Annotated in this window: 21 protein-coding genes; 18 read left to right on the top strand and 3 right to left on the bottom strand. The window is 71.9% G+C overall.

The window, feature by feature from the left end:
• Positions 1–2: 2 nt before the first annotated feature.
• From H295_RS0110395 to H295_RS0110365, 7 genes are read left to right on the top strand one after another with little or no spacing between them, the layout of a single operon-like run.
• The gene (locus H295_RS0110395) at positions 3–1028 is read left to right on the top strand and encodes an NAD-dependent epimerase/dehydratase family protein (RefSeq protein WP_020135298.1); all 1026 of its coding nucleotides are present in this window, start codon (positions 3–5) and stop codon (positions 1026–1028) included.
• Positions 1016–2299 (top strand): DUF4910 domain-containing protein, encoded by a 1284-nt coding sequence (locus H295_RS0110390; RefSeq protein WP_028809232.1) that lies wholly within the window; start codon positions 1016–1018, stop codon positions 2297–2299. Before H295_RS0110395 ends, H295_RS0110390 begins: the two co-directional genes overlap by 13 nt.
• Positions 2296–3603 (top strand): membrane protein, encoded by a 1308-nt coding sequence (locus H295_RS0110385; RefSeq protein ID WP_020135296.1) that lies wholly within the window; start codon positions 2296–2298, stop codon positions 3601–3603. Before H295_RS0110390 ends, H295_RS0110385 begins: the two co-directional genes overlap by 4 nt.
• Complete coding sequence (locus tag H295_RS0110380; protein ID WP_020135295.1) at positions 3600–4547, top strand: glycosyltransferase family 2 protein; 948 nt, start codon at positions 3600–3602, stop codon at positions 4545–4547. Before H295_RS0110385 ends, H295_RS0110380 begins: the two co-directional genes overlap by 4 nt.
• Complete coding sequence (locus tag H295_RS0110375) at positions 4544–5776, top strand: polysaccharide pyruvyl transferase family protein (RefSeq protein WP_020135294.1); 1233 nt, start codon at positions 4544–4546, stop codon at positions 5774–5776. Before H295_RS0110380 ends, H295_RS0110375 begins: the two co-directional genes overlap by 4 nt.
• Positions 5773–6324, top strand: coding sequence for a dTDP-4-dehydrorhamnose 3,5-epimerase (gene rfbC, locus H295_RS0110370; protein ID WP_020135293.1), 552 nt, complete (start codon positions 5773–5775; stop codon positions 6322–6324). Before H295_RS0110375 ends, rfbC begins: the two co-directional genes overlap by 4 nt.
• A gap of 7 nt (positions 6325–6331) precedes the next feature.
• Complete coding sequence (locus tag H295_RS0110365; RefSeq protein WP_020135292.1) at positions 6332–7657, top strand: glutamate-1-semialdehyde 2,1-aminomutase; 1326 nt, start codon at positions 6332–6334, stop codon at positions 7655–7657.
• 31 nt (positions 7658–7688) lie between these two features.
• Here the strand turns inward: H295_RS0110365 and H295_RS0110360 are convergent, their stop codons facing one another.
• Positions 7689–8387 (bottom strand): phosphatase PAP2 family protein, encoded by a 699-nt coding sequence (locus H295_RS0110360; protein WP_020135291.1) that lies wholly within the window; start codon positions 8385–8387, stop codon positions 7689–7691.
• 107 nt (positions 8388–8494) lie between these two features.
• A complete protein-coding gene (locus H295_RS0110355; RefSeq protein ID WP_020135290.1) occupies positions 8495–9511 on the bottom strand; it encodes a zinc-dependent alcohol dehydrogenase in 1017 nt (338 codons plus the stop codon).
• Between the two features lie 170 nt (positions 9512–9681).
• Between H295_RS0110355 and H295_RS0110350 the strand changes: the two genes are divergently transcribed.
• The 11 genes from H295_RS0110350 to H295_RS0110305 all read left to right on the top strand — a co-directional run bounded on the left by H295_RS0110350 (position 9682) and on the right by H295_RS0110305 (position 21793).
• Complete coding sequence (locus H295_RS0110350) at positions 9682–11394, top strand: IlvD/Edd family dehydratase (RefSeq protein WP_020135289.1); 1713 nt, start codon at positions 9682–9684, stop codon at positions 11392–11394.
• Between the two features lie 121 nt (positions 11395–11515).
• On the top strand, positions 11516–11638 hold the full coding sequence (locus tag H295_RS48565) for a putative leader peptide (RefSeq protein WP_324606055.1): 123 nt from the start codon (positions 11516–11518) through the stop codon (positions 11636–11638).
• 130 nt (positions 11639–11768) lie between these two features.
• Positions 11769–12635, top strand: coding sequence for a glutathione S-transferase C-terminal domain-containing protein (locus H295_RS0110345; RefSeq protein WP_020135288.1), 867 nt, complete (start codon positions 11769–11771; stop codon positions 12633–12635).
• A 438-nt stretch (positions 12636–13073) separates the two neighbouring features.
• The gene (locus H295_RS0110340) at positions 13074–14057 is read left to right on the top strand and encodes an amino acid ABC transporter permease (protein ID WP_020135287.1); all 984 of its coding nucleotides are present in this window, start codon (positions 13074–13076) and stop codon (positions 14055–14057) included.
• Positions 14054–14818 carry an amino acid ABC transporter ATP-binding protein gene (locus tag H295_RS0110335; RefSeq protein ID WP_020135286.1) on the top strand — a complete coding sequence of 255 codons (765 nt, stop codon included), beginning with the start codon at positions 14054–14056 and terminating at the stop codon, positions 14816–14818. The genes H295_RS0110340 and H295_RS0110335 overlap by 4 nt, the downstream gene beginning before the upstream one ends.
• Positions 14819–14926: 108 nt before the next feature.
• Positions 14927–15949, top strand: coding sequence for an ABC transporter substrate-binding protein (locus H295_RS0110330; RefSeq protein WP_020135285.1), 1023 nt, complete (start codon positions 14927–14929; stop codon positions 15947–15949).
• A gap of 57 nt (positions 15950–16006) precedes the next feature.
• Positions 16007–16813 carry a GNAT family N-acetyltransferase gene (locus tag H295_RS0110325; RefSeq protein WP_020135284.1) on the top strand — a complete coding sequence of 269 codons (807 nt, stop codon included), beginning with the start codon at positions 16007–16009 and terminating at the stop codon, positions 16811–16813.
• A 175-nt stretch (positions 16814–16988) separates the two neighbouring features.
• Positions 16989–18188: an LLM class flavin-dependent oxidoreductase gene (locus H295_RS0110320; protein ID WP_020135283.1), complete on the top strand. Its 1200-nt coding sequence runs from the start codon at positions 16989–16991 to the stop codon at positions 18186–18188.
• Between the two features lie 20 nt (positions 18189–18208).
• Positions 18209–19585, top strand: coding sequence for an NtaA/DmoA family FMN-dependent monooxygenase (locus tag H295_RS0110315; protein WP_020135282.1), 1377 nt, complete (start codon positions 18209–18211; stop codon positions 19583–19585).
• Positions 19582–20658 (top strand): LLM class flavin-dependent oxidoreductase, encoded by a 1077-nt coding sequence (locus H295_RS0110310; RefSeq protein ID WP_020135281.1) that lies wholly within the window; start codon positions 19582–19584, stop codon positions 20656–20658. Before H295_RS0110315 ends, H295_RS0110310 begins: the two co-directional genes overlap by 4 nt.
• On the top strand, positions 20651–21793 hold the full coding sequence (locus H295_RS0110305; protein ID WP_020135280.1) for an LLM class flavin-dependent oxidoreductase: 1143 nt from the start codon (positions 20651–20653) through the stop codon (positions 21791–21793). The genes H295_RS0110310 and H295_RS0110305 overlap by 8 nt, the downstream gene beginning before the upstream one ends.
• A 123-nt stretch (positions 21794–21916) precedes the next feature.
• On the opposite strand, the gene H295_RS0110300 is transcribed toward H295_RS0110305, so the two are convergent.
• A complete protein-coding gene (locus H295_RS0110300; RefSeq protein ID WP_020135279.1) occupies positions 21917–22597 on the bottom strand; it encodes a GAP family protein in 681 nt (226 codons plus the stop codon).
• Positions 22598–22725 lie beyond the last annotated feature (128 nt).

The raw sequence follows: 22725 nt of genomic DNA, 5'->3' as shown, positions 1-22725 counted from the left end.
CCATGCGCGTACTCCTTACCGGACACCAGGGCTACCTGGGCACCGTGATGGCCCCGGTCCTCGCTGCCGCGGGACACGAGGTCGTCGGCCTCGACGCCGGCCTGTTCGCCGACTCCGTCCTCGGCGACACACCCGCGGACCCGCAGGGCCACCGCGTGGACCTGCGCGACGTCACGGCCGAGCACGTGGCCGGCGTCGACGCCGTGATCCACCTGGCCGCCCTCTCCAACGACCCGCTGGGCTCGCTGGCGCCGGAACTCACCTACGACATCAACCACCACGCGTCCGTGCACCTCGCCCGGCTCGCCCGCGAGGCCGGGGTGCGGCGCTTCCTGTACGCGTCCACCTGCTCGGTCTACGGCGCCGCGGGCGGCGACGACCTGGTCGGCGAGGACGCCCCGCTGCGCCCGGTGACCCCGTACGCGGAGTCCAAGGTGCGGGTCGAGGACGACCTGCACGCGCTGGCCGACGACGACTTCACCCCGGTCTACATGCGCAACGCCACCGCCTTCGGCTACTCGCCCCGGCTGCGCGCCGACATCGTGCTGAACAACCTGGTGGGCCACGCGCTGCTGTCCGGCGAGGTGCTGGTGCTCTCCGACGGCACCCCCTGGCGCCCGCTGGTGCACGCCGCCGACATCGCGCGGGCCTTCACGGCCGCGCTGTCCGCGCCGCGCGAGGCGGTCCACGACCGGGCGTTCAACATCGGCAGCGAGGCCAACAACGTCACGGTCGCCGAGATCGCCGAGCAGGTCGCCGAGGCGGTGCCCGGCGCCAAGGTGCGGATCACCGGCGAGAACGGCGCCGACCCGCGCTCCTACCGGGTGGACTTCTCCCGCTTCCGTGCCGCCATCCCCGGCTTCGACATCGAGTGGTCCGTCAAGCGCGGCGCCCTCGAACTCGCCGACGCCTACCAGAAGTTCGGGCTGACCAAGGAAGCCTTCGACCAGCGCTTCACCCGGCTCGCCGTGCTGCGCGCCGCGTCCGAGGCCGGCACCGTCGACGACACCCTGCGGTGGCGCCGATGACCCCTGTCGGCGAGGAAATGCACGCCCTGGTGGAGCGGCTGTACCCGCTCTGCCGGAGCATCACCGGCGACGGCGTCCGGGCCACCCTGGACATCGTCGGCGAGTACCTCCCGCTCCAGGTGCACGAGGTGCCGACCGGGACACCGGTGCTGGACTGGACGGTGCCGCAGGAGTGGAACATCCGCGACGCGTACATCGCCGACAGCACCGGACACCGGGTCGTCGACTTCGCCGCGTCCAGCCTGCACGTGCTCGGCTACAGCGTCCCGGTGTCGGCGACCATGCCGCTCGCCGAGCTGCGCGACCACCTGCACACCCTGCCGGACCAGCCGTCCTGGGTGCCGTACCGCACCAGCTACTACAAGCCGGAGTGGGGCTTCTGCCTGTCCCAGGACACCCTGGACGCGATGCCGGACGGCGACTACGAGGTCCGCATCGACTCCACGCTCGCCGACGGCCACCTCACCTACGCCGAGCACGTGGTCCCCGGCCGGGTCGCCGACGAGGTGATCGTCTCCTGCCACACCTGCCACCCGGCGCTGGCCAACGACAACATGGCCGGCGTCGCGGTGGCGACCTACCTGGCCCGGGAACTGGCGCAGCGGACGCCGTACTACACCTACCGGTTCATCTTCGCGCCCGGCACCATCGGGGCGATCACCTGGCTGGCCCGCAACGCGGAGCGGGTCGAGCGGGTCAGGCACGGGCTCGTGCTGGCCTGCGCCGGCGACCGGGGCCAGGTGACGTACAAGCAGAGCAGGCGCGGCGACGCGGAGATCGACCGGGTGCTGCGGCACGTGCTGACGGCCTCCGAACGCCCGCACCAGGTCAACGAGTTCACCCCGTACGGCTACGACGAGCGGCAGTACTGCTCGCCCGGCTTCAACCTCGGCGTGGGCTCGCTCACCCGGACCCCGTACGCGGGCTACCCCGAGTACCACACCTCGGCGGACAACCCGGACTTCGTCTCCCCGGAGGCGATGGCCGACACCCTCGCGGTGTGCCGCGAGGCGTTCGCCGTCCTGGACCGCAACCGGCGCTACCTCAACCTCAGCCCCTACGGCGAACCGCAGCTCGGCAGGCGCGGGTTGTACGACGCGCTCGGCGGCCGCAGCGACACCAAGCAGGCCCAGATGGCCATGCTCTGGGTGCTCAACCTCTCCGACGGCGACCACGATCTGCTGGACGTCGCCGAGCGGTCCGGGCTGCCCTTCGACACCGTCGCCGACGCGGCCGGCGCACTGCACGAGGCAGGACTGATCAAGACATGACGTCGATGCCCGTCGAGGGGGAGAACCCGCCGACAGCGGTGCCACGGGCCGGATCCGCCAAGCGGGCCCTCCTCGGCCGGCTGTCCTGGGGACTGGCCGACCAGGCGGCCTCCAGCATCAGCAACTTCGCGGTGGGCATCTACGTCGCCCGCTCCCTCGGGGTGACCGCGTTCGGCGTGTTCAGCCTGGCGTGGGTCACCTACGGCGTGGTGCTGAACGTCTCGCGCGGTCTGTCCACCGACCCGCTCGTGGTGCGCTTCAGCGGGGTGCCGGAAGCGTCCTGGCGCAGGGCGGTGGCCCGCTCGACGGGTACGGCACTCACGGTCGGTGCCGCCGTGGGCGTGGTGTCCCTGGTGGCCGGGCTGGCTCTCGGCGGCCGGCTGGGCGCCGCCTTCGCCTGCCTGGGCGTCATGCTGCCGGGGCTGCTGCTCCAGGACGCCTGGCGGTTCGCGTTCTTCGCCGCGGGCACCGGGCGCAAGGCCTTCGTCAACGACGTCGTGTGGTGCGTGGCGCTCGTCCCGGCGATGGTGGCGGCGGCCCATGTGGACACCGTGGGCGCCTTCGTGCTGGCCTGGGGCGCGTCCGCCGCGGTGGCCGCCGGGTACGGCTGCTACCAGTCCGGCATCCGGCCCCGGATGCACAAGGCGCGTGGCTGGCTGCGCGAGCAGCGCGACCTCGGCTACCGCTACCTGGTCGAGAACGTCAGCCTCAGCGGGGCGAGCCAGCTGCGGGCCTACGGGCTCGGTGCGATCGTCGGCCTCGGCGCGGTGGGCGCGGTGCGCGGCGCCGAGCTCCTCATGGGCCCATTCCTCGCCGTCCTGATGGGCCTTTCGCTGGTCACCGTGCCGGAGGCGGCCCGGGTGCTGCGGCAGTCCCCGCACCGCCTGGGGAAGTTCTGCCTCCTGCTGGGCGGCGGACAGGCCGTCGCCGCCCTGCTGTGGGGCGGCTCGTTGCTGCTGCTGCCGAACCGGCTCGGCGACTTCCTGCTCGGCGGCGTCTGGCACTCCTCCTCGCATCTCATCGTGCCCATCACCTTCAGCGTCGCGGGCGCGGGTCTCGGCACCGGCGCCGCGGCCGGCCTGCGCGCGCTCGGCGCCGCCCGGCGCAGCCTGCGCTGTCAGCTGTTCGCCTCCGCCTTCTACGTCGGCGGCGGCCTCGGCGGGGCGGCCCTGGCCGGCACGGTCGGCTCGGCCTGGGGCGTCGCCGCCGCGACCGTCGGCGGCTCGGCCGTGTGGTGGCTCCAGCTGCGGGCCGCCCTGCGCGAGCGCCGCCCCGACTCCGTTCCCGAAGTGAGGACCTCATGACCGACCGACCCAGGCTGACCATCGGCCTGCCCGTGTACAACGGCGAGGAGTACCTCGCCGAGTCCCTCGACGCGCTGCTCGGCCAGACCTACGAGGACTTCGAGCTGGTCGTCTCCGACAACGCCTCGACCGACGGGACCGAGGAGATCTGCCGCAAGTACCTCGCCCAGGACTCACGCATCCGGTACATCCGGCTGCCCCGCAACATCGGCGCCACCCCGAACCACAACAAGGTGCTCGACGAAGCCCGCGGCGAACTGTTCAAGTGGGCCTCGCACGACGACCTCTACGGCCGCGACCTGCTGCGGCGCTGCATCGAGGCGCTGGACGAACACCCGGACGTCATCCTCGCCCACACCGACCAGGCGGTCATCGACGGCGACGGCCAGGTGAAGGTCCCCTACGACTACACGCTCGCCACCGACTCCCCGCACGCACCGGACCGCTTCCGCAGCCTGCTCTTCGAGCCCGGCGGCGACGACTTCTACGGCGTCATGCGGACCGACGTGCTGCGCCGGGTGCGACCGATGGACAGCTACCACCACGCCGACCGCACCTACGTCGCCGAGATCACCCTGCACGGCCGCTTCCACCAGGTGCCGGAACTCCTGTACTTCCGCCGCGACCACCCCACCCGCGCCGAACGCGCGAACCCGTCCAAGCGGTCCCGGTGCGTCAACCTGGACCCCCGCCGGGCCGGCCTGCTGCACCCGACGCCCCGGCTGCTCGCCGAGTACGTCTGGGGTTTCGCCTCGGCGATCCGGCGGGCCCCGCTGTCCGCGGCCGACCGGCGCGAGTGCTTCCGCCACCTGGCCGCCTGGATGACCAGCCGGGTCCGGCCGGGCGCCGGCGAGCGGGTCGAGGACCGCACCCCGGTCGACCCGGCCAAGCTGACCGTCTCGGTCGATGCCCTCGTCGCGGGCCGCGAAGGGAGGGGGGCATGACGCCGAAGGACGAGACCCCGGCACGCGTCGGGGTATTCGGCCTGCTCGGCTCCGGAAACCTCGGCAACGACGGGTCCCTCGAAGCCGTCCTTCGATACCTGCGCGCCGAGCATCCGGAAGCGGTCGTCGACGCGCTGTGCGGCGGGCCCGAGGCCGTCACGGCCCGGTTCGGGATCCCCGCGACACGGCTGCACTGGTACCGCGGGGAGTACCGGACCGCCTCCCGTGCGGCCGCGATCGCGGGCAAGGGCGTCGGCAAACTCGTCGACGCCTTCCGCACCGCCGCCTGGGTGCGCCGGCACGACGTGGTGATCGTGCCGGGCATGGGCGTCCTGGAGGCCACACTGCCGTTGCGGCCGTGGGGCTTCCCCTACTCGCTGTTCCTGCTCTGCGCGAGCGGGCGGCTGCTGGGCACCCGGGTCGCGCTGGTCAGCGTCGGCGCCGCCCGGATCAAGAGCCGTCCGACCCGGGCGCTGGTGCGCTGGTCGGCGCGGCTCGCCGCCCACCGCTCCTACCGGGACGCCCAGTCCCGTGACGCGATGCGGGCGATGGGCGTGAACACCGCGCACGACGAGGTCTACCCGGACCTCGCGTTCTTCCTTCCGGCCCCACGGTCGGCCGAGCCCACCGGCACACCGGGTCCCGTCTGCCTGGGCGTCATGGACTTCCACGGCGGCAACGACGACCGGGCCCGGGCCGAGGAGATCTACCGGCGTTACCTCGACGGGACGATCACCTTCGTCCGCGCGCTCGTCGCCGAGGGCCGACCGGTCCGGCTCCTCACCGGCGACGAATGCGACCTGCCGGTGGTCGACGCGATCCTCGACGCCGTCGACTCACCGCTGGTCACCGCGGCCGAACCGGCCTCACTGGCCGACCTGATGCACGAGATGGCGGCCGCCGACACCGTGGTGGCCGTCCGCTACCACAACCTGATCTGCGCGCTGAAGACCGGAACACCCGTGCTCGCCGTGTCCTACGCGGCGAAGAGCGACGCGCTCATGGAGCGAATGGGCGTCGGCGCGTACTGCCACCCGGCCCGCGAGGTCGACGCCGACCGGCTGCTCCAGCAGTTCCGGGACCTGGAGAAGCACGCGCCGGAGGTACGGCAGACCCTGGCCGAGCGGAACCGGGTCGCCGCGGATCAACTCGCCCAGCAGTTCACCGTCTTGACCACGACCCTGTTCCCGGCGAACTCCCACGCCCACGCCCCGCGGAAGGCCCCATGAAAGCGACCGAAGTCCCGGAGATCACCGGCGCGTACCTGTTCGAGCCGACACCGTTCTCCGACGAACGCGGCTTCTTCAGCCGCACCTTCGACGTCGACGTGGCCCGCTCGGTGGGCATCGATCCGCACGCCTTCGTCCAGGACAGCGTGTCCCGCTCGGTGCGGGGCGTGCTGCGCGGCCTGCACCTGCGCTCCGGCGCCGGCGAGGCCAAGCTGGTGCGGTGCTCGTACGGCCGGATCTTCGACGTCGTCGTGGACCTGCGGCCGGGCTCGCCGACGTACCGGAACTGGGCCTCTTTCGAGCTGTCCGGCGAGACGCAGAAGAGCGTGTACATCCCGGCGGGATGCGCCCACGGTTTCCAGGCTCTTACCGAAATCGCAGATACCTCTTACCGTATCGACCGTGAGCACGATCCGTCCGAGGACGTGACGATCGCCTTCGACGACCCGGAACTCGCCATTCCCTGGCCGCTTCCGGTCACATCGATGTCCCAGCGCGACCGTGAGGCACCGAGCCTCGCCGAGGTCCTCAAGCACACGGAAAGGTGAAGTCGGCTTGCACAGCGAAGACTTCCAGCTGCCACGGTCGCGTGCGGCCAACGAACGGCTCCATGCCCTGATCCCTGGCGGCGCCCACACCTACGCCAAGGGCGACGACCAGTACCCCGAGAACATGGCCCCGGTCATCAGCCACGGCAGCGGTGCCCATGTGTGGGACGTCGACGGCAACCGGTACATCGAGTACGGCTCGGGCCTGCGGTCGGTCAGCCTCGGACACGCCCACCCGCGGGTCACCGAGGCGGTCCGGCGGGAGATCGACCGCGGCAGCAATTTCGTCCGGCCCTCCATCGTGGAGGCCGAGGCCGCGGAACGGTTCCTGGCCACGGTGCCGACCGCCGAGATGGTGAAGTTCGCCAAGAACGGCTCCGACGCCACCACGGCCGCGGTACGGCTCGCCCGTGCCGTCACCGGGCGCCGGCGGGTGGCCCTGTGCGCCGACCATCCGTTCTTCTCCACCGACGACTGGTTCATCGGCACCACACCGATGTCCGCAGGCATCCCCGCGTCGACCAACGAGCTCACGGTGGCGTTCCCCTACGGGGACCTGGCGGCCACGGAGGAACTGCTCACCCGGTACCAGGACGACATCGCCTGTCTGATCCTCGAACCCGCCACCCACAGCGAGCCGCCGCCCGGCTACCTGGCCGGCCTGCGCGAACTGGCGGACCGGCACGGCTGCGTCCTGGTCTTCGACGAGATGATCACCGGGTTCCGCTGGTCCGAGGCGGGCGCCCAGGGCCTGTACGGCGTCGTCCCCGACCTCTCGACGTTCGGCAAGGCGCTGGGCAACGGGTTCGCCGTCTCCGCCCTGGCCGGACGCCGTGAGCTGATGGAGCGGGGCGGGCTGCGGCACTCCGACGAACGGGTGTTCCTGCTCTCCACCACGCACGGCGCGGAGACGCACTCGCTGGCCGCCGCGATGGCCGTGCAGACCGTCTACGTCGAAGAAGGTGTCACCGCGCGGCTGCACTCCCTCGGCGAGCGGTTGGCCGCCGGTGTCCGTGACGCGGCGGCCGGCATGGGCGTCGGCGACCACGTCGTCGTCCGGGGCCGGGCCAGCAACCTGGTCTTCGCCACCCTCGACGAGAACGGACAGCCGTCACAGGAGTACCGCACGCTGTTCCTGCGCCGGCTTCTCGCGGGCGGGGTGCTGGCCCCGTCGTTCGTGGTGAGCAGCGCGCTCACCGAAGCCGACATCGATCACACCGTCGACGTGGTGGCCCAGGCGTGTGCGGTGTACCGGAAGGCACTGGACGCCGCCGACCCCACTCCCTGGACGGGCGGCCGACCGGTGAAGCCGGTGTTCCGTCGCCTGGCGTGACGAAGTCCGTGTTCCGTCCCCCGGCGTGACGTCAGCGGCGCTCTCGCGAACCGGCACCGACCGGGGGGTCGACCGAGCGGGCGGCCATCCGGTCGGCCGCCCGGTCGACCAGCCACGCGGTCGCCGGGACCACCGCCAGCGCGGTGCACCAGCCGCCCAGCGCGTCGGTCGGGTAGTGCGCGCCCAGGGCGACCTCCGCCCATCCCATCGCGGCGCCGGCGACCAGCGTCGCGGCCAGCACGAGTGACGTGCCGGCCCTGCCGCCGAGGCCGAGCCGGTCGGTCGCGAGCAACGCCGCGACGAAGGCGAGCGCCGTGAAGAAGGTGGTGTGGCCGCTCGGGTAGGACAGGTTCTCGGGTCCGTGGATGGTGCGGCCCACCAGCTGCTTGAGCAGCGTCGCCGTGCCCACGGCGAGGCTGACGCCGGCCACCGCGAGGACGGCCGCGCGAGGACGTCGAAGCAGCAGGCAGCAGGCCACGGCGACCAGGACCGTCAGCACCGATCCCGTGGGTTCCCCGAGGAAGTCCAGGGTGTCGGCGACGTACCGCAGCGGCGGCCGCACGCTGTCCGCCGTCGGCGACACGATCCAGCTGTCCACCCTGCTGGGCCGGCTGTGGCCGGCGAACAGGACGGCGAGCACGGCGACCACCAGCGCGGCGAGGACCGCGACCACCCCGAGCCGCGCGCGCAGTGACGGGGGCAGCACCGCGGTCGTCGACCGGCCGGTCACCCTCTCACCATGTTCGGTCGATTTTCGATGCCCTTCTTGTCCGCCGTGATCACAGACGCCACGTTATCGGAAGGTGCGGGCAGCCGTGGCCGGTCCGTTACATGAGCTCACGTCAGCCGGGGATCGACATGGATCTTCGGCCCCGGTCCGGCGCCGGGCGGTCGCTCACCGGCGAGCACGGCTCCGATCGCGTCCAGCGCGACGGTCGCGGCCACGAGCGGTCTCGGGTCGACGGCCTTCTCGGCGTACGCCTTGATCGTGGCGTCGAGCCCGGGGGAGGCCGACAGGATGCCGACCGCCGTCACGTCCTTCAGGACGAGCGCCCGGGTGTCGATCAGGCTGGGCTCGGCGGCCAGCCCTATGTACACCAGCCGTCCGCCCGGTTCGACCAACTCCTGGGCCAGCGCGGGCAGACGGACCGCGTTGGTGGCGTCCACGACCGCGTCGAACGGCAGGTCGGGCAGCATGTCCTCGCGCCAGGCGTGCGGAAAGCCCAGTGAGCGTGCGAAGGCGAGGGAGGCCTCCGTGGTACCCATCAGGTGCACCTCCGCTCCGGCGGCCCGGGCGAACAGGGCGACCAGCAGACCGATGGTGCCAGGGCCCAGCACCAGGACCCGGTCGCCGGGCCCGGCCCCGGTGGCCCGCGCCGCCCGCAGGGCGTTGCCACCCGGCTCGACCAGCGCCCCCAACTCCGGGTCCACGGAGTCCGGCAGGGCGTGCAACGACCCTGCGGGGACGGCGAGTTGCTCGGCCAGCGCACCCGCACGGCCGCCCCGGATGCCCACCTCCTCGCGCTTCTCGCAGACGTGCTGTTGTCCGCGCAGGCAGCGGCGGCAGGACCCGCAGCCGAGCATGGTGTCGCCCATGACCCGGCGCCCGACCCAGCCGGGATCGACCCCGGCTCCGACCGTACGGACCCGCCCGGCCCACTCGTGGCCCAGCCGCATCGGATAGCCGGCGTGCCCCTGGTGGAGATAGGCCATGTCACCGGTGAAGAACTCCAGATCGGTCCCGCAGACGCCCACCCGCTCCACCTCCACGACCACCTCGCCGGGCACGGCCACCGGCTCCGGCACCTCCTGGACCGCGCACTCGCCGGGACCGGTGAGGACGAAGGCACGCATCAGAAGGTCTCCTTCGGGGGCAGGGCACCAGGGGTCGCTCCTGCACCCGCACCGGCCGCACAGGGCGGCCGACACCGCAGACCGGGGCTGCCGAAGCGCGGAACGGCTGCGTAAGCTGCATCGCGTTCCGGATAGTAGACCGCGGTACCGACGACCGGAAAGGGCGGGCGATGCCCCTTCGCAGCGCACAGTGGTACGGAGGACAGGACCGCAACGCCTACATCCACCGGGCCTGGATGCGCCGGGGCGCACCGGCCGACGCCTTCACCGGCCGGCCCCAGATCGCCATCGCCAACACCGCCTCCGACCTCACGCCCTGCAACGCGCACCTGGACGAGGTCGCCAGATCGGTCCGGGACGGCGTGCACGAGGCGGGCGGCATCCCCCTCGACCTGCCCGTGGTGTCGCTCGGCGAGACCAACGTGCGGCCCACCGCCATGCTCTGGCGCAACATGGCGGCCATGGCCACCGAGGAGATGCTCCGGGCCAACCCCCTCGACGGAGTGGTCCTGCTGGGCGGCTGCGACAAGACGATCCCGTCCCTGCTGATGGCCGCCGCCTCGGTCGACCTGCCCGCCGTGGTCGTGCCCGGCGGACCCATGCTGACCGGCACCTTCCGCGGCACCCCGCTGGGCTGCGGCACGGACGTGTGGCGGCTGTCGGAGGAGGTCCGCGCCGGAACCCTCTCCCAGGAGCAGTTCACCCGCTCCGAGTCGTCGATGATCCGCAGCCGGGGCCACTGCAACACCATGGGCACGGCCTCCACGATGGCGTTGGTCGCCGAAGCCCTGGGCACGGTCGTCCCCGGGGTCGCCGGGACGCCCGCTCCCGACAGCCGGCTCCTGGAGGCCGCGCACGGCACCGGACGCCTCGCGGTGGAGCTGGTGTCCGGCGACCGCCGCCCGAGCACCTTCCTGACCAAGGGGTCCTTCCACAACGCGATCGTGGCCCTGGCCGCGATCGGCGGCTCCACCAACGCGGTCGTCCATCTCCTCGCCATCGCCGGGCGGTTGGGCGTCGAGCTGACCCTGGACGACTTCGACCGCATCGGCTCCCGGGTGCCGGTCCTCGTCGACCTCCAGCCCGCCGGGCGCTTCCTCATGGAGGACTTCCACCGGGCTGGCGGACTGCTCGCCGTGCTCCGGGAGGTCGCCGACCTCCTCGACCCGCGGGCGCTGACCGTCACCGGAAGGCCGCTGGTGGACCATCTCGCCGACGCCCCGATCTGGGACGCCGAGGTGATCAGGACCAGGGCCCGCCCGCTCGTCGAGGAGGGCGGCATCGCCGTGCTGCGCGGCAGCCTCGCCCCCGACGGTGCCCTGATCAAACCCGCGGCGGCCTCCCCGCACCTGCTGCGCCACCGGGGCCGCGCGGTCGTCTTCGACAGCATCGAGGACTTCCACGCCCGCGTCGACGACCCGGACCTGGACGTCGACGCCGACTCCGTCCTCGTGCTGCGCGGCTGCGGCCCCAAGGGCTACCCGGGCATGCCCGAGGTGGCCAACATGCCGCTGCCCACCAAGCTCCTCGAGCAGGGCGTCCGGGACATGGTCCGGGTCTGCGACGGCCGGATGAGCGGCACGGCGTACGGCACGGTCGTCCTGCACGTGGCGCCGGAGGCCGCGGCGGGCGGCCCGCTCGCCCTCGTCAGGACCGGCGACGTCATCAGCCTGGACGTCGAGGCCCGCCGCATCGACCTGGAGGTGCCCGCCGACGAACTCGCCGCTCGCACCCCGGACCAGGCCACCGTGGAGGCGTTCGCCGACCCGCGGCGGGGCTGGCAGCGGCTGTACGTCGACCATGTCCAACAGGCCGACAAGGGCGCCGACCTGGACTTCCTCGTCGGCTCCAGCGGCTCGGAGGTCACCCGCGAGTCGCACTGACCGCAGACGTCCGTGGCGTCCGTGGACGTCCGCCCGATCCCGTCTCGTGGACGCCCTCTTGACGTGCGCCCCGGCCCGATCGACACTCCAATCGGTAATCCTAGTGAACAGGTAGGGAAACATGGGGCGCCTTGAACCGGCCGTCGGCCGAGTGAGCCGTACGTCGCGGCCTTCGCCTCTTCTGACCTCCCGCCGTCACATCGATCTGCTGCGCGTCTGCAGTGCGATCAGGCCCCTGGGCTGAGCCCGGCCGCACCCACCCGTTCCGCACCCGAACGGCACACCCCTGCCGCCGCGCACGGGGACGGCCGCCCGCTCCCGCCCGACGACGCTTCCGCCGCGCGTACGTCTGCGCCCGACTCCCGGGGAGACCCATGTCCGTCACACCGCTCGCCCACGTCCCCACCACCCACCCGAGCCCCGCGTTCCGGGGCAGGATCGGCCAGGACGCGCGCAGTGGGCACTATGCCGTGCCGCGCCGCTACCGGCTCCACCTGACCGTCGCCTGCGCCGACGGCCTGCGTATCGCCGTCGTGCACAGCCTGCTCGGCCTCGACGACGTCTGTCCCGTGACCTACCTGGACCCGGTCCCCGACTGTCCCGACGGAGGACACTCCGCGCTGCGCCCGCTGTACGAGGCCAGCGCGCACCGGTACACCGGCGCGGCCGTCGCCCCGGTGCTCAGCGACGACTGGTCGGGGCGCATCGTCAGCACCCACGCCACCGACATCACCCGCGACCTGGCCCGGCACTTCGGCTCCGGCCGTCCGGCGCTGCATCCGTGCGGTGCGGAGTCGGAGACCGAGGCCGTCGAGCGGATGTGCCGCGGCATCGGACAGGCCGCCCAGCACGCCGGATCGGCGGGCGGCGACGCGGCGGAACGCGCCGCGCACCTGGAGCAACTGCTCGACTCCCTGGGCTCGTTGGAGCGGTGGCTGGCCGGCCGCGAGTACCTGATCCGCGATCACGTCACGGCCGCGGACGTCGAGTTGTGGGTCGCCCTGGTCCAACTGGACACCGTGCACCGCCATCACCTGGACGCCGCCGCCGTGCAGCGGATCGCCGACCACCCCCACCTGTGGGCGTACGCCCGCCGCCTGGCCGCCCACCCGGCCTTCGGCACCCACCTCGACCTCGACGGCATCGCCCGCCGGCACCACGCCCGCTGCCGGGGCCTGGAGGCCGCCGGGTCCGCCGTGCAGATCCTGGACTGGGCCGCGCACGCCGCCCGCGCACACTGACCGTTTCACCTGATGGACCGGGATTGACACCGGTTCAGACGACTGCCTTACCCTACGGGTCCAGCAGGGCCCTGTTTCAGCCACGGGCCCACCAGGGTTCCGCGGGACCCCCGAGAACAGCGACGGTGACCGAGATGTACGCAGCTCCCAGGACGGCCGCACGCCGTTCTCCGGGCTGCGTACGGCCGTACGGCGACCCCCCTGGTCGCCAACCGGGCCGTCGACCTGCTCCGCGTGAGCAGCGCACTGTGTACCGCACCGGGCCGTGCCCGCTGTCGGGGCTGACGTTCCTTCCCAGCCCCCGCGTTCCTGACGAACACCGCGCTCGCGGTGTCCCGTTGTCCGCCCAGCCCCCGGTGCCCGTGCGTCGCGTCCTACCGCCGTAGAACGCCGCGCTCGCCGTGTCCCAGGGGTGACCGGACTCCGCCGGAGCCCCTCATGACCGAACCCCCAGGCGCTGCCGTGTCCGTGACCGACGCACCGCCCCGGTCCGACACCCCGTCAAAGCCCCTCGCCGCACAACGCGTTCAGCCGCTGCGGCGGCCGGGCCGCTGGATCGCCACCGCCGTCGTCCTGGTCCTGGCCGCCCAGTTCGTCCACGGGCTCGCGACCAACCCGTTCTACCAGTGGGACCGCTTCGGCTACTGGTTCCTGAGGCCGACCGTCCTCGACGGACTCCTCATCACCCTCGAAGTCACCGCCTACAGCGCGGTGTTCGGCCTCCTCGGCGGCATCCTGCTCGCCCTCGCCCGGCTCTCCAAGAGCCCGGTGCTGCGGGCGGTCAGCTGGACCTACGTCTGGGCGCTGCGCTCGATCCCGCTCATCGTGGTCCTGCTCTTCCTCTACAACTTCTCTGCCCTGTACAAGACGTTGAGCATCGGCGTCCCCTTCGGGCCGGCCTTCTTCTCCTTCGACGAGTCCCGGCTCGCCACCGACATGGTCATCGCCGTCATCGGCCTCAGCCTCAACGAGGCCGCCTACGCCGCCGAGGTCGTCCGCGGCGGCATCCTCTCCGTCGACCAGGGCCAGCACGAGGCAGCGTCGGCGCTCGGCCTGCCGAAGGGCTACCAGTTCCGGAGGATCGTCTTTCCGCAGGCGCTGCGCTCCATCACGCCGAACTACGTCAACCAGCTCATCGGCCTCGTCAAGAGCACCTCGCTGGTCTTCTACGTGTCCCTCCTGGACCTGTTCGGCACGGTCCAGTCCATGGGCGCCACCTACCCCGGCGACATCGTGCCGCTGCTCCTGGTCGCCACCGTCTGGTACCTGATCCTCACCAGCGCGGTGTCCGTCGTCCAGTTCTACGTCGAGCGGCACTACGCCCGGGGCGCCACCCGCTCCCTGCCGCCGACCCCGCTCCAGAAACTGCGGGCCGGGCTCACCGGCCTGCGCGACCGCATCCGCAGGGAGGCCGCCGTATGACCGCCGCAGCTCTCGAAGTGCACGGCGTGCACAAGTGGTACGGCGCCCACCGGGTCCTGGACGGCGTCGACCTGACCGTCCGGCCCGGCGAGGTCACCGTGATCCTCGGCCCGTCCGGCTCCGGGAAGTCCACCCTGCTGCGGGTCATCAACCACCTGGAGAAGCCGGAGATCGGCTACGTCAGCGTCAACGACGAACTGATCGGCGTACGACGGCAGGGCGACCGGCTCAAGGAGCTCAGCGAGCGGGCCATCCTGACCCAGCGCGGCCGGATCGGGTTCGTCTTCCAGAACTTCAACCTCTTCCCGCACCTGACCGTGCTGGACAACGTGGCCGCCGCCCCGGTGGCGACCGGGAAGCTCGGCAAGGCGGAGGCACAGGAGCTGGCCCGCGAACTCCTCGGCCGCGTCGGTCTGGCCGACAGGACCGGCGCCTACCCGCGGCAGCTGTCCGGCGGACAGCAGCAGCGGGTGGCCATCGCCCGCGCCCTCGCGCTGCGGCCCGGGGTCATCCTCTTCGACGAGCCGACCTCCGCCCTCGACCCCGAGCTCGTCGGCGAAGTCCTCGCCGTCATCAAGGACTTGGCGACCAGCGGCACCACGCTCGTCATCGTCACCCACGAGATCGGCTTCGCCCGCGAGATCGCCGACCGGGTCGTCTTCATCGACGGCGGCCGGATCGTCGAACAGGGCCCGCCCTCCGAGGTCCTGGACCGGCCGCGGCACGAACGGACCCGGGACTTCCTGAGCAAGGTCCTGTGATCCCGCGCGGCACGGTGGTCCCACCGCTGCCGCCCCCTGAACTCCCCCCACGCGCACCACCCTTCACCTCTCTCATCGACCATCGACCATCGAACACCGAGGACGGACATGTCTGCCCACGTCACCCGACGCAGCCTGATACGCGGCATCACCGCGGCGACCGCCGTCGCCACCCTCGCCACCGGGCTCGCCGCCTGCGGTGGGGACAGCGACGCGGCCACGCAGACGAACGACAGCGCCGGCACCGTCACCGTCGGCCGGCTGTCCAACGGCGCCGCCAAGGAGACCACCCTCAAGGTCGCCGAGGTCAAGTCCATCAGCGCCGAACTGCCCGCCGCCCTCAAGAAGAGCGGCACCCTCGTCATCGGCTCCGGCACCCTGCCCTCCGGCTCCCCGCCGCTCGGCTTCGTCGGCAGCGACCAGAAGACCCTCACCGGCTCGGAGAGCGATCTGGCCCGCCTGGTCGCCGCCGTCCTCGGCCTCAAGCCCGAGGTCAAGCGGTTCACCTGGGAGAACCTCTTCGTCGGCATCGACAGCGGCAAGGTGGACGTCGGCTTCTCCAACATCACCGACACCGAGGAGCGCAAGCAAAAGTACGAGTTCGCCTCCTACCGCAAGGACGACCTCGCTTTCGAGACGGCGAAGTCCTCGAAGTGGACCTTCCACGGCACCTACGAGGCGCTCGCGGGCCAGACCGTCTCGGTCGGCGCCGGCACCAACCAGGAGCGGATCCTGCTGGAGTGGCAGAGCCGGCTGAAGAAGGAGGGCAAAAAGCTGACCATCAAGTACTTCCAGGACAGCCCCAGCACCTACCTCGCCCTCAACAGCGGCAAGATCGACTCCTACCTCGGCCCCAGCCCCAACCTCTCCTACCACGTCACCCAGACGGCGAGCACGCCCAACCCGACGAAGATCGCGGGGCAGTACTCCGGCGCCGGTGAGTCGCTCCAGGGCCTGATCGCCGCGACCGCGAAGAAGGACAGCGGTCTCGCGAAGCCGCTCGCCGACGCCATCAACTACCTGATCGACAACGGCCAGTACGCCAAGTGGCTCGCCGCGTGGAACCTCTCCAACGACGCCGTCACCAAGTCGGAGATCAACCCGCCCGGACTGCCGCTGACGAACTCCTGACGTCCGGTCAGGAAGCCTGCACCGCTTGCTCATCAATGGGGAAAGGACTCCGCCTCCGTGGCACAGCAGACCGAACTCCGCGGAGGCGGAGCCCTCCTGGGACCCACCGCACACCCCGTCTCCGTCCTCGACAACGCCGTATGGGCCGCCCTGAACGGCCCGCACGCCCACCTCGCCGAACGGATCGGCCGCGCGGCACGCTACCCGGACGACGTCTACGCCTTCGCCGCCCTCGCCGATCCCGCCGACCCGGCAGCCTGGGCCGACCTGCACACGCTCGTCGGTCCCGGAACCACCGTACGGATCAAGCCCGTCGAGGACGTCCCGGAAGGCTGGGAGATCGTCGGCGGGGGAGTGGGTGTGCAGCTCGTCGACACCGCCCTGCGGGCCGAACCCGCTCCCGAGGCGGTGCGGCTCGGCCCGGACGACGTGCCCGAGATCCTGGACCTGGTGGCCTGCACCCGACCGGGCCCCTTCCTCCGGCGGACCATCCGGCTCGGCACCTACCTCGGCATCCGGGACCGGGGCCGTCTGATCGCCCTGGCGGGGGAGCGGCTGCGACCGCCCGGCTGGACCGAGATCAGCGCGGTCTGCACCGACCCGGCACACCGGGGCCGGGGCCTGGCCACCCGCCTGGTCCGCGCGGTCGCCGCCGGCATCCGGGAGCGCGGCGACACCCCGTTCCTGCACGCGGCCGCGGACAACACCAACGCCGTCCACCTCTACGAGTCGATCGGCTTCACCCTGCGCCGCCGCTCACCGGTTCTCCTGGTCCGCAGTCCAGGAACACCGGGCCGGGGCGCGGTGTTGTGGCTCACGACGAGATCCGCCGGGCGCCCTCGCGCGTCCAGAGGGAGGAGGTGACGGGCGTGATCAGAAAGCTCCGCTCCGCCCGTCTCCACTCCCGGCCGCACATCGATCTGCTGCGCGTGTCCACCGCGCTCTGTTGTTCCTGACCCGTCACCACCAGCCGCCGTGCCCGCGCGGTCGTAGCGCGGGCCGGTCCCTCTCGTACGGACCTCCAGGAAGGCACCCACTCGTGTCCCCCTCTTCTCTGCACCTCGCCGTCGCCCTCGACGGCACCGGCTGGCACCCCGCCTCCTGGCGTGAGCCGGTGGCCCGGCCGCGCGAGCTGTTCACCGCCGGATACTGGGCCGACCAGGTCGCCGAGGCCGAACACGGCCTGCTCGACTTCGTCACCATCGAGGACGGACTCGGCCCGCAGTCCAGCCACTTCCTCGACCCGGACGAGCGCACCGACCAGGTCCGCGGCCGCCTCGACGCCGTACTGATCGCCTCGCGCATCGCGCCGCTCACCCGGCACATAGGCCTGGTCCCCACGGCGGTGGTCACCCACACGGAGCCGTTCCACCTCTCCAAGGCCATCGCGACCCTCGACTACGTCAGCACCGGCCGCGCGGGCGTACGCGTCCAGATCACCGCCCGCCCCAACGAGTCCGCGCACTTCGGCCGCCGTACCATCCCCGCGATCGAGGCCTACGACAGCCCCGGGGCCCAGGACTTGGTCACCGACCTCTTCGACGAGGCCGCCGACTACGTGGAGGCCGTCCGCCGCCTGTGGGACAGCTGGGAGGACGACGCCGAGATCCGCGACGCCGCCACCGGCCGCTTCATCGACAGGGACAAGCTGCACTACATCGACTTCGAGGGCCGGCACTTCAGCGTCAAGGGCCCCTCCATCACGCCCCGGCCGCCGCAGGGCCAGCCGCTCGTCACCGCCCTCGGCCACCAGACGGTCCCGTACCGGCTCATCGCCCGTCAGGCCGACGTCGGTTACATCACCCCGCACGACACCGGCCAGGCGCGCGCGATCGTCAGCGAGATCCGCGACGAGCAGTCGGCCGCCGGTCGCGAGGGCGAGCCCCTGCACGTCTTCGGCGACCTCGTCGTCTTCCTCGACGAGGACCCGGCCGAGGCCGCCGCCCGCCGGGACCGGCTCGACACGCTCGCGGGGGAGCCGTACACCAGTGACGCCCCTGTCTTCACCGGCACACCGGCTCAACTCGCCGACCTCCTCGGTGAGTTCCAGGCGGCCGGACTCACCGGCTTCCGGCTCAGGCCCGCCGTCCTCGGCCACGACCTCCCGGCGATCACCCACGGCCTGGTCCCCGAACTCCAGCGCCGGAACGCCTTCCGCACCGCCTACGAGGCCGACACCCTGCGCGGCCTGCTGGGCCTCGCCCGCCCCGCCAACCGCTACGCCGCCGCGTCCGCCTGAGCCGGAGGGATCCCGCACCCGTGTCCAAGCCCCTGAAGCAGATCCACCTGGCCGCGCACTTCCCCGGCGTCAACAACACCACCGTGTGGAGCGACCCGGAGGCCGGCAGCCACATCGAGTTCAGCTCCTTCGCCCACTTCGCGAAGACCGCCGAACGCGCCAAGTTCGACTTCCTGTTCCTCGCCGAGGGCCTGCGCCTGCGCGAACAGGGCGGCAGCATCTACGACCTGGACGTGGTCGGCCGCCCCGACACCTTCACGATCCTCGCCGCGCTCGCCGCCGTCACCGATCACCTCGGGCTGACCGGCACCATCAACTCCACCTTCAACGAGCCCTACGAGGTGGCCCGCCAGTTCGCCAGCCTCGACCACCTCTCCGGCGGCCGCTCCGCCTGGAACGTCGTCACCTCCTGGGACGCCTTCACCGGTGAGAACTTCCGCCGCGGCGGCTTCCTGCCCCAGCAGGAGCGCTACTCCCGCGCCAAGGAGTTCCTCGCCACCACCCAGGAGCTCTTCGACTCCTGGCAGGGCGACGAGATCCTCGCCGACCAGGCCTCCGGCGTGTTCCTGCGGGACGCCAAGGCCGGCTCCTTCGTCCACACCGGACAGCACTTCGACATCCACGGGCAGTTCAACGTGCCGCGCTCCCCGCAGGGCCGCCCGGTGATCTTCCAGGCGGGCGACTCCGACGAGGGCCGCGAGTTCGCCGCCTCCTCGGCCGACGCGATCTTCAGCCGGTACGCCACCCTCGAGGAGGGCCAGGCCTTCTACACCGACGTCAAGAACCGCCTCGCCAAGTACGGCCGCAGCCACGACCAGTTGCTGATCCTGCCGGCCGCCTCCTTCGCGCTCGCCGACACCGACGCCGAGGCCGAGGAACTGGCCCGGATCGTGCGCCGCCAGCAGGTCAGCGGCGCCACCGCGCTCAAGCACCTGGAGTTTGTCTGGAACCGGGACCTGTCCGGGTACGACCCCGAGGGACCGCTTCCCGACATCGACCCGGACGTCAGCGACGACCACATCTCCAAGGGCCGTGCTCAGGTGCGGATGTACCGGGACCCGCTGGCCACCGCCCGCGAGTGGCGCGAGCTGGCCGAGGCCAACAAGTGGTCCATCCGCGACCTGGTCATCCACACCGGCAACCGGCAGAACTTCATCGGCTCGGCCGAGACCATCGCCCGCACCATCAACGAGTACGTGCAGGCCGACGCGAGCGACGGCTTCATCCTCGTCCCGCACATCACCCCGACCGGACTCGACACCTTCGCCGACAAGGTCGTCCCGCTCCTCCAGGAACAGGGCGTCTTCCGCACCGACTACGAGGGCCCGACCCTGCGCCACCACCTCGGCCTCGCGCACCCGGACGAGGCCAAGGGCGAGCAGCGGGCGGCATCGTGAAGTTCCTCGCGATCACCCTGATCGTGCACCGGCCGGATCCGGTCACGGGCGTGCGGAAGCCGACGCACGAGCGGTTCCGTGAGGTGCTCGACAACGCCGTGCTCGCCGAGGAGCTGGGCTTCGACGGCTTCGGCGTGGGGGAGCGGCACGAGCGGCCGTTCATCTCCTCCTCGCCGACGGTCGTCCTCAGCCATGTCGCCGCGCTGACCAGACGCATCCGTCTCTTCACCGCGGTGACGACCCTGAGCCTGCTCGACCCGGTGCGCGCCTACGAGGACTACGCCACCCTCGACCACCTCTCCGAGGGCCGCCTGGACCTCATCATCGGCAAGGGCAACGGCGCCGCACAGCGCACGCTGTTCCATGTCACGCCCGAGGACCAGTGGGACCGCAACGCCGAGAGCTACGAGGTGTTCCGGCAGCTCTGGCGCCAGGACAAGGTCACCGCGGACACCCGCTTCCGGCCCCCGCTGAAGGACGCCGAGGCGTGGCCCAGGCCCTACCAGCGTCCGGTGCGCGTCTGGCACGGCAGCGCCACCAGCAAGGAGTCGGTGGACCTCGCCGCCCGCTACGGCGATCCCCTGTTCTCGGCAAACGTCACCCACCCCATCGAGCCGTACGCCGAGTTGATCCGCTACTACCGGGAGCGCTGGGAGTTCCACGGCCACGACCCGGCCGGCATCGCGGTCGGCGCCGGTTCGGCCGGGCTGCTCGTCACCCGCACCTCCCAGGAGGCGCTCGACGTCTACCGGCCGCTCTTCGAGGCGAACCTGGCCTTCTTCCGCACGGCGGGCCTCCCCGTGGTCTTCGAGACCCTGGAGGACTTCGTCGAGCGCAGCTCCGCCCTGATCGGCAGCCCGCAGCAGATCATCGACAAAGTCCACCGCTACCACGAGCAGTTCGGGCACTCCGTGCTCCATGTGCACGCCGACGCGAGCGGCCTGACGGACACTCAGCACCGCGACTCGCTCGAACTCTTCCAGTCCGAGGTCGCCCCCGTGCTGCGCCGCAGCATCCCGGACCCGCCGTTCCCCTGGGGACCGGTCCACACCGAGGAGCCCGCCCATGCCTGACATCCCCCTCGGCGTCCTGGACCTGGTCCCGGTCTCCTCCGGTGCCACGGCCGCCGACGCCCTGCGCAACTCCATCGACCTGGCCCGGCAGACCGAGCGCTTCGGCTACACCCGCTACTGGTTCGCCGAGCACCACCTCAACCCGGGTGTCGCGGGCACCTCCCCGGCGGTCGTCCTCGCGCTCACGGCCTCGGCGACCTCCACGATCCGCCTGGGCTCGGGCGCCGTACAGCTCGGTCACCGCTCTGCGCTCAGCACGGTCGAGGAGTTCGGACTCCTCGACGCCCTGCACCCCGGCCGCCTCGACCTGGGCCTCGGCCGCTCGGGCGGGAGCCCGCCGGGGGAGCCCAAGGTCCCGCTGCCGACCGGCGTGGTCGACGGCCGCGCCCCGAACGGTCTGCGCATCCCGCCCCGCTTCTCCTTCGCCCACCTCCTCGGCTCGCCCCGCATCGCCCTCCAGCGCAAGCTGCTCCTGCTGCCGGGCGCCACGTCGCAGGACTACGCCGAGCAGATCGACGACATCCTCGCCCTGCTCGCGGGCACCTACCGCTCCCCGGAGGGCGAGGAGGCGCACGTGGTGCCGGGCGAGGGGGCCGACCTCCAGGTGTGGATCCTCGGCAGCAGCGGCGGGGAGAGCGCCGAGGCCGCGGGCGCGCGGGGCCTGCCCTTCGCGGCGAACTACCACGTCAGCCCGGGGACGGTCCTGGAGGCCGCCGAGGGCTACCGGGCCGCCTTCCAGCCCTCCGACGCCCTCGACAAGCCGTACGTCAGCGTGTCCGCCGACGTGGTGGTGGCCGAGGACGACGACACCGCCCGCGAACTCGCCACCGGGTACGGCCTGTGGGTCCGCAGCATCCGCACCGCCGAGGGCGCCATCCCGTTCCCGACCCCCGAGGAGGCCCGCGCCCACGACTGGACGGACGCGGACCGGGAACTGGTCCAGGACCGCCTCGACACCCAGTTCGTCGGCTCCCCGGCCCGGGTCGCCGACCGGCTGGAGCAGCTCCAGGAGGCCACGGGCGCGGACGAGTTGCTGCTCACCACCATCACCCACGACCACCGGGACCGGGTCCGCTCCTACGAACTGCTCGCCGGGGAATGGCGTAGAAGGGGTCACTCAGGCCAGTCGGGCTGATGCTCCGGAGTTCCCATCGACCTGCCGTACGCCACCGCTGCGGCGCGGCCCGCCGCATCGCCGCGCCGACAGCGGCTGTTCCGACATGCGGCCACCGCCGCTGTCTCCCCCGTCCGGCACGGCTCAGGACGTCAACTGGGCGATGCTCCTGCTGACCAGGAACAATCCGGCCACCAAGGCCACGGCCACCAGCGCCTGCTCCTGGTGGGTGGTGATCCAGACGCGGAGCTTGTCCAGGCGCACTCCGGCCGACTCCGGGGCGAACGTCGTGTAGATCTCCATCGCCAGCAGACTGCTCGTGGCAAGGAGGCAATATCCGAACAGGGCCAGATAGGACGCGGCGTGGGACATGTCCGCGCTGACCACCGTCGCCGCGCCGGCTGCCACGAGCCCCCACGGCTGGAGCAGCGGAGCCAGCCCCGCCGCCGCCCACAGGGAGATCCGGTCGAGTCGTGCCATCAGTCCGCCGGAGGACTTGTGCCGTCGGCCCGAGGAAGGGGCGGCCCCCGCACGCTTCCTGCGCCGGGACCGGTGCCGGTACCAGCCGTATCCGACGAGTCCCACGCCGATGGCCAGCTTCACGGCGGACGAGGCGGTGGAGGGCGGGGAGTGGGGAGCGGGCGGTTTGCCGCCGGTGGTGAGCAGTACGGCGGCGATGACGGCCACGAAGCAGGCGAGCCAGGCCAGGATGAAGACCAGCCCTTTCCACACCCCGCCACGCGTCGACAGCACCAGCACGAACGCGGTCACCGACAGGGGGAACACGGTGATCGCGAGACCGATGACCACCAGGTCGAGCACCATCACGGCCCCCCGCGCGGCAGTGCGCGTCCGGCCACGGCTCGACGTTCGACCATGCCTCCAGTCTCCCCGTCCGTCCCGCGCCGCACCATTCGCGCGAGTTTCTTGGCCCATCCGGCCCTGTGTTGTAC

Origin of the sequence: Streptomyces sp. 351MFTsu5.1 (assembly GCF_000383655.1) — a bacterium.
GTDB lineage: Bacteria > Actinomycetota > Actinomycetes > Streptomycetales > Streptomycetaceae > Streptomyces > Streptomyces griseorubiginosus.
This window is presented reverse-complemented; position numbering and strand designations above follow the sequence as displayed.

Bases quoted from the DNA above. Each gene is read 5' to 3' on its own strand.
- H295_RS0110395 (WP_020135298.1), top strand. From the start codon at position 3: ATGCGCGTACTCCTTACCGGACACCAGGGCTACCTGGGCACCGTGATG.
- H295_RS0110385 (WP_020135296.1), top strand. From the start codon at position 2,296: ATGACGTCGATGCCCGTCGAGGGGGAGAACCCGCCGACAGCGGTGCCA.
- H295_RS0110380 (WP_020135295.1), top strand. From the start codon at position 3,600: ATGACCGACCGACCCAGGCTGACCATCGGCCTGCCCGTGTACAACGGC.
- H295_RS0110375 (WP_020135294.1), top strand. From the start codon at position 4,544: ATGACGCCGAAGGACGAGACCCCGGCACGCGTCGGGGTATTCGGCCTG.
- rfbC (WP_020135293.1), top strand. From the start codon at position 5,773: ATGAAAGCGACCGAAGTCCCGGAGATCACCGGCGCGTACCTGTTCGAG.
- H295_RS0110355 (WP_020135290.1), bottom strand. From the start codon at position 9,511: ATGCGTGCCTTCGTCCTCACCGGTCCCGGCGAGTGCGCGGTCCAGGAG.
- H295_RS0110350 (WP_020135289.1), top strand. From the start codon at position 9,682: ATGCCCCTTCGCAGCGCACAGTGGTACGGAGGACAGGACCGCAACGCC.
- H295_RS48565 (WP_324606055.1), top strand. From the start codon at position 11,516: ATGGGGCGCCTTGAACCGGCCGTCGGCCGAGTGAGCCGTACGTCGCGG.
- H295_RS0110345 (WP_020135288.1), top strand. From the start codon at position 11,769: ATGTCCGTCACACCGCTCGCCCACGTCCCCACCACCCACCCGAGCCCC.
- H295_RS0110340 (WP_020135287.1), top strand. From the start codon at position 13,074: ATGACCGAACCCCCAGGCGCTGCCGTGTCCGTGACCGACGCACCGCCC.
- H295_RS0110335 (WP_020135286.1), top strand. From the start codon at position 14,054: ATGACCGCCGCAGCTCTCGAAGTGCACGGCGTGCACAAGTGGTACGGC.
- H295_RS0110330 (WP_020135285.1), top strand. From the start codon at position 14,927: ATGTCTGCCCACGTCACCCGACGCAGCCTGATACGCGGCATCACCGCG.
- H295_RS0110305 (WP_020135280.1), top strand. From the start codon at position 20,651: ATGCCTGACATCCCCCTCGGCGTCCTGGACCTGGTCCCGGTCTCCTCC.
- H295_RS0110300 (WP_020135279.1), bottom strand. From the start codon at position 22,597: ATGGTGCTCGACCTGGTGGTCATCGGTCTCGCGATCACCGTGTTCCCC.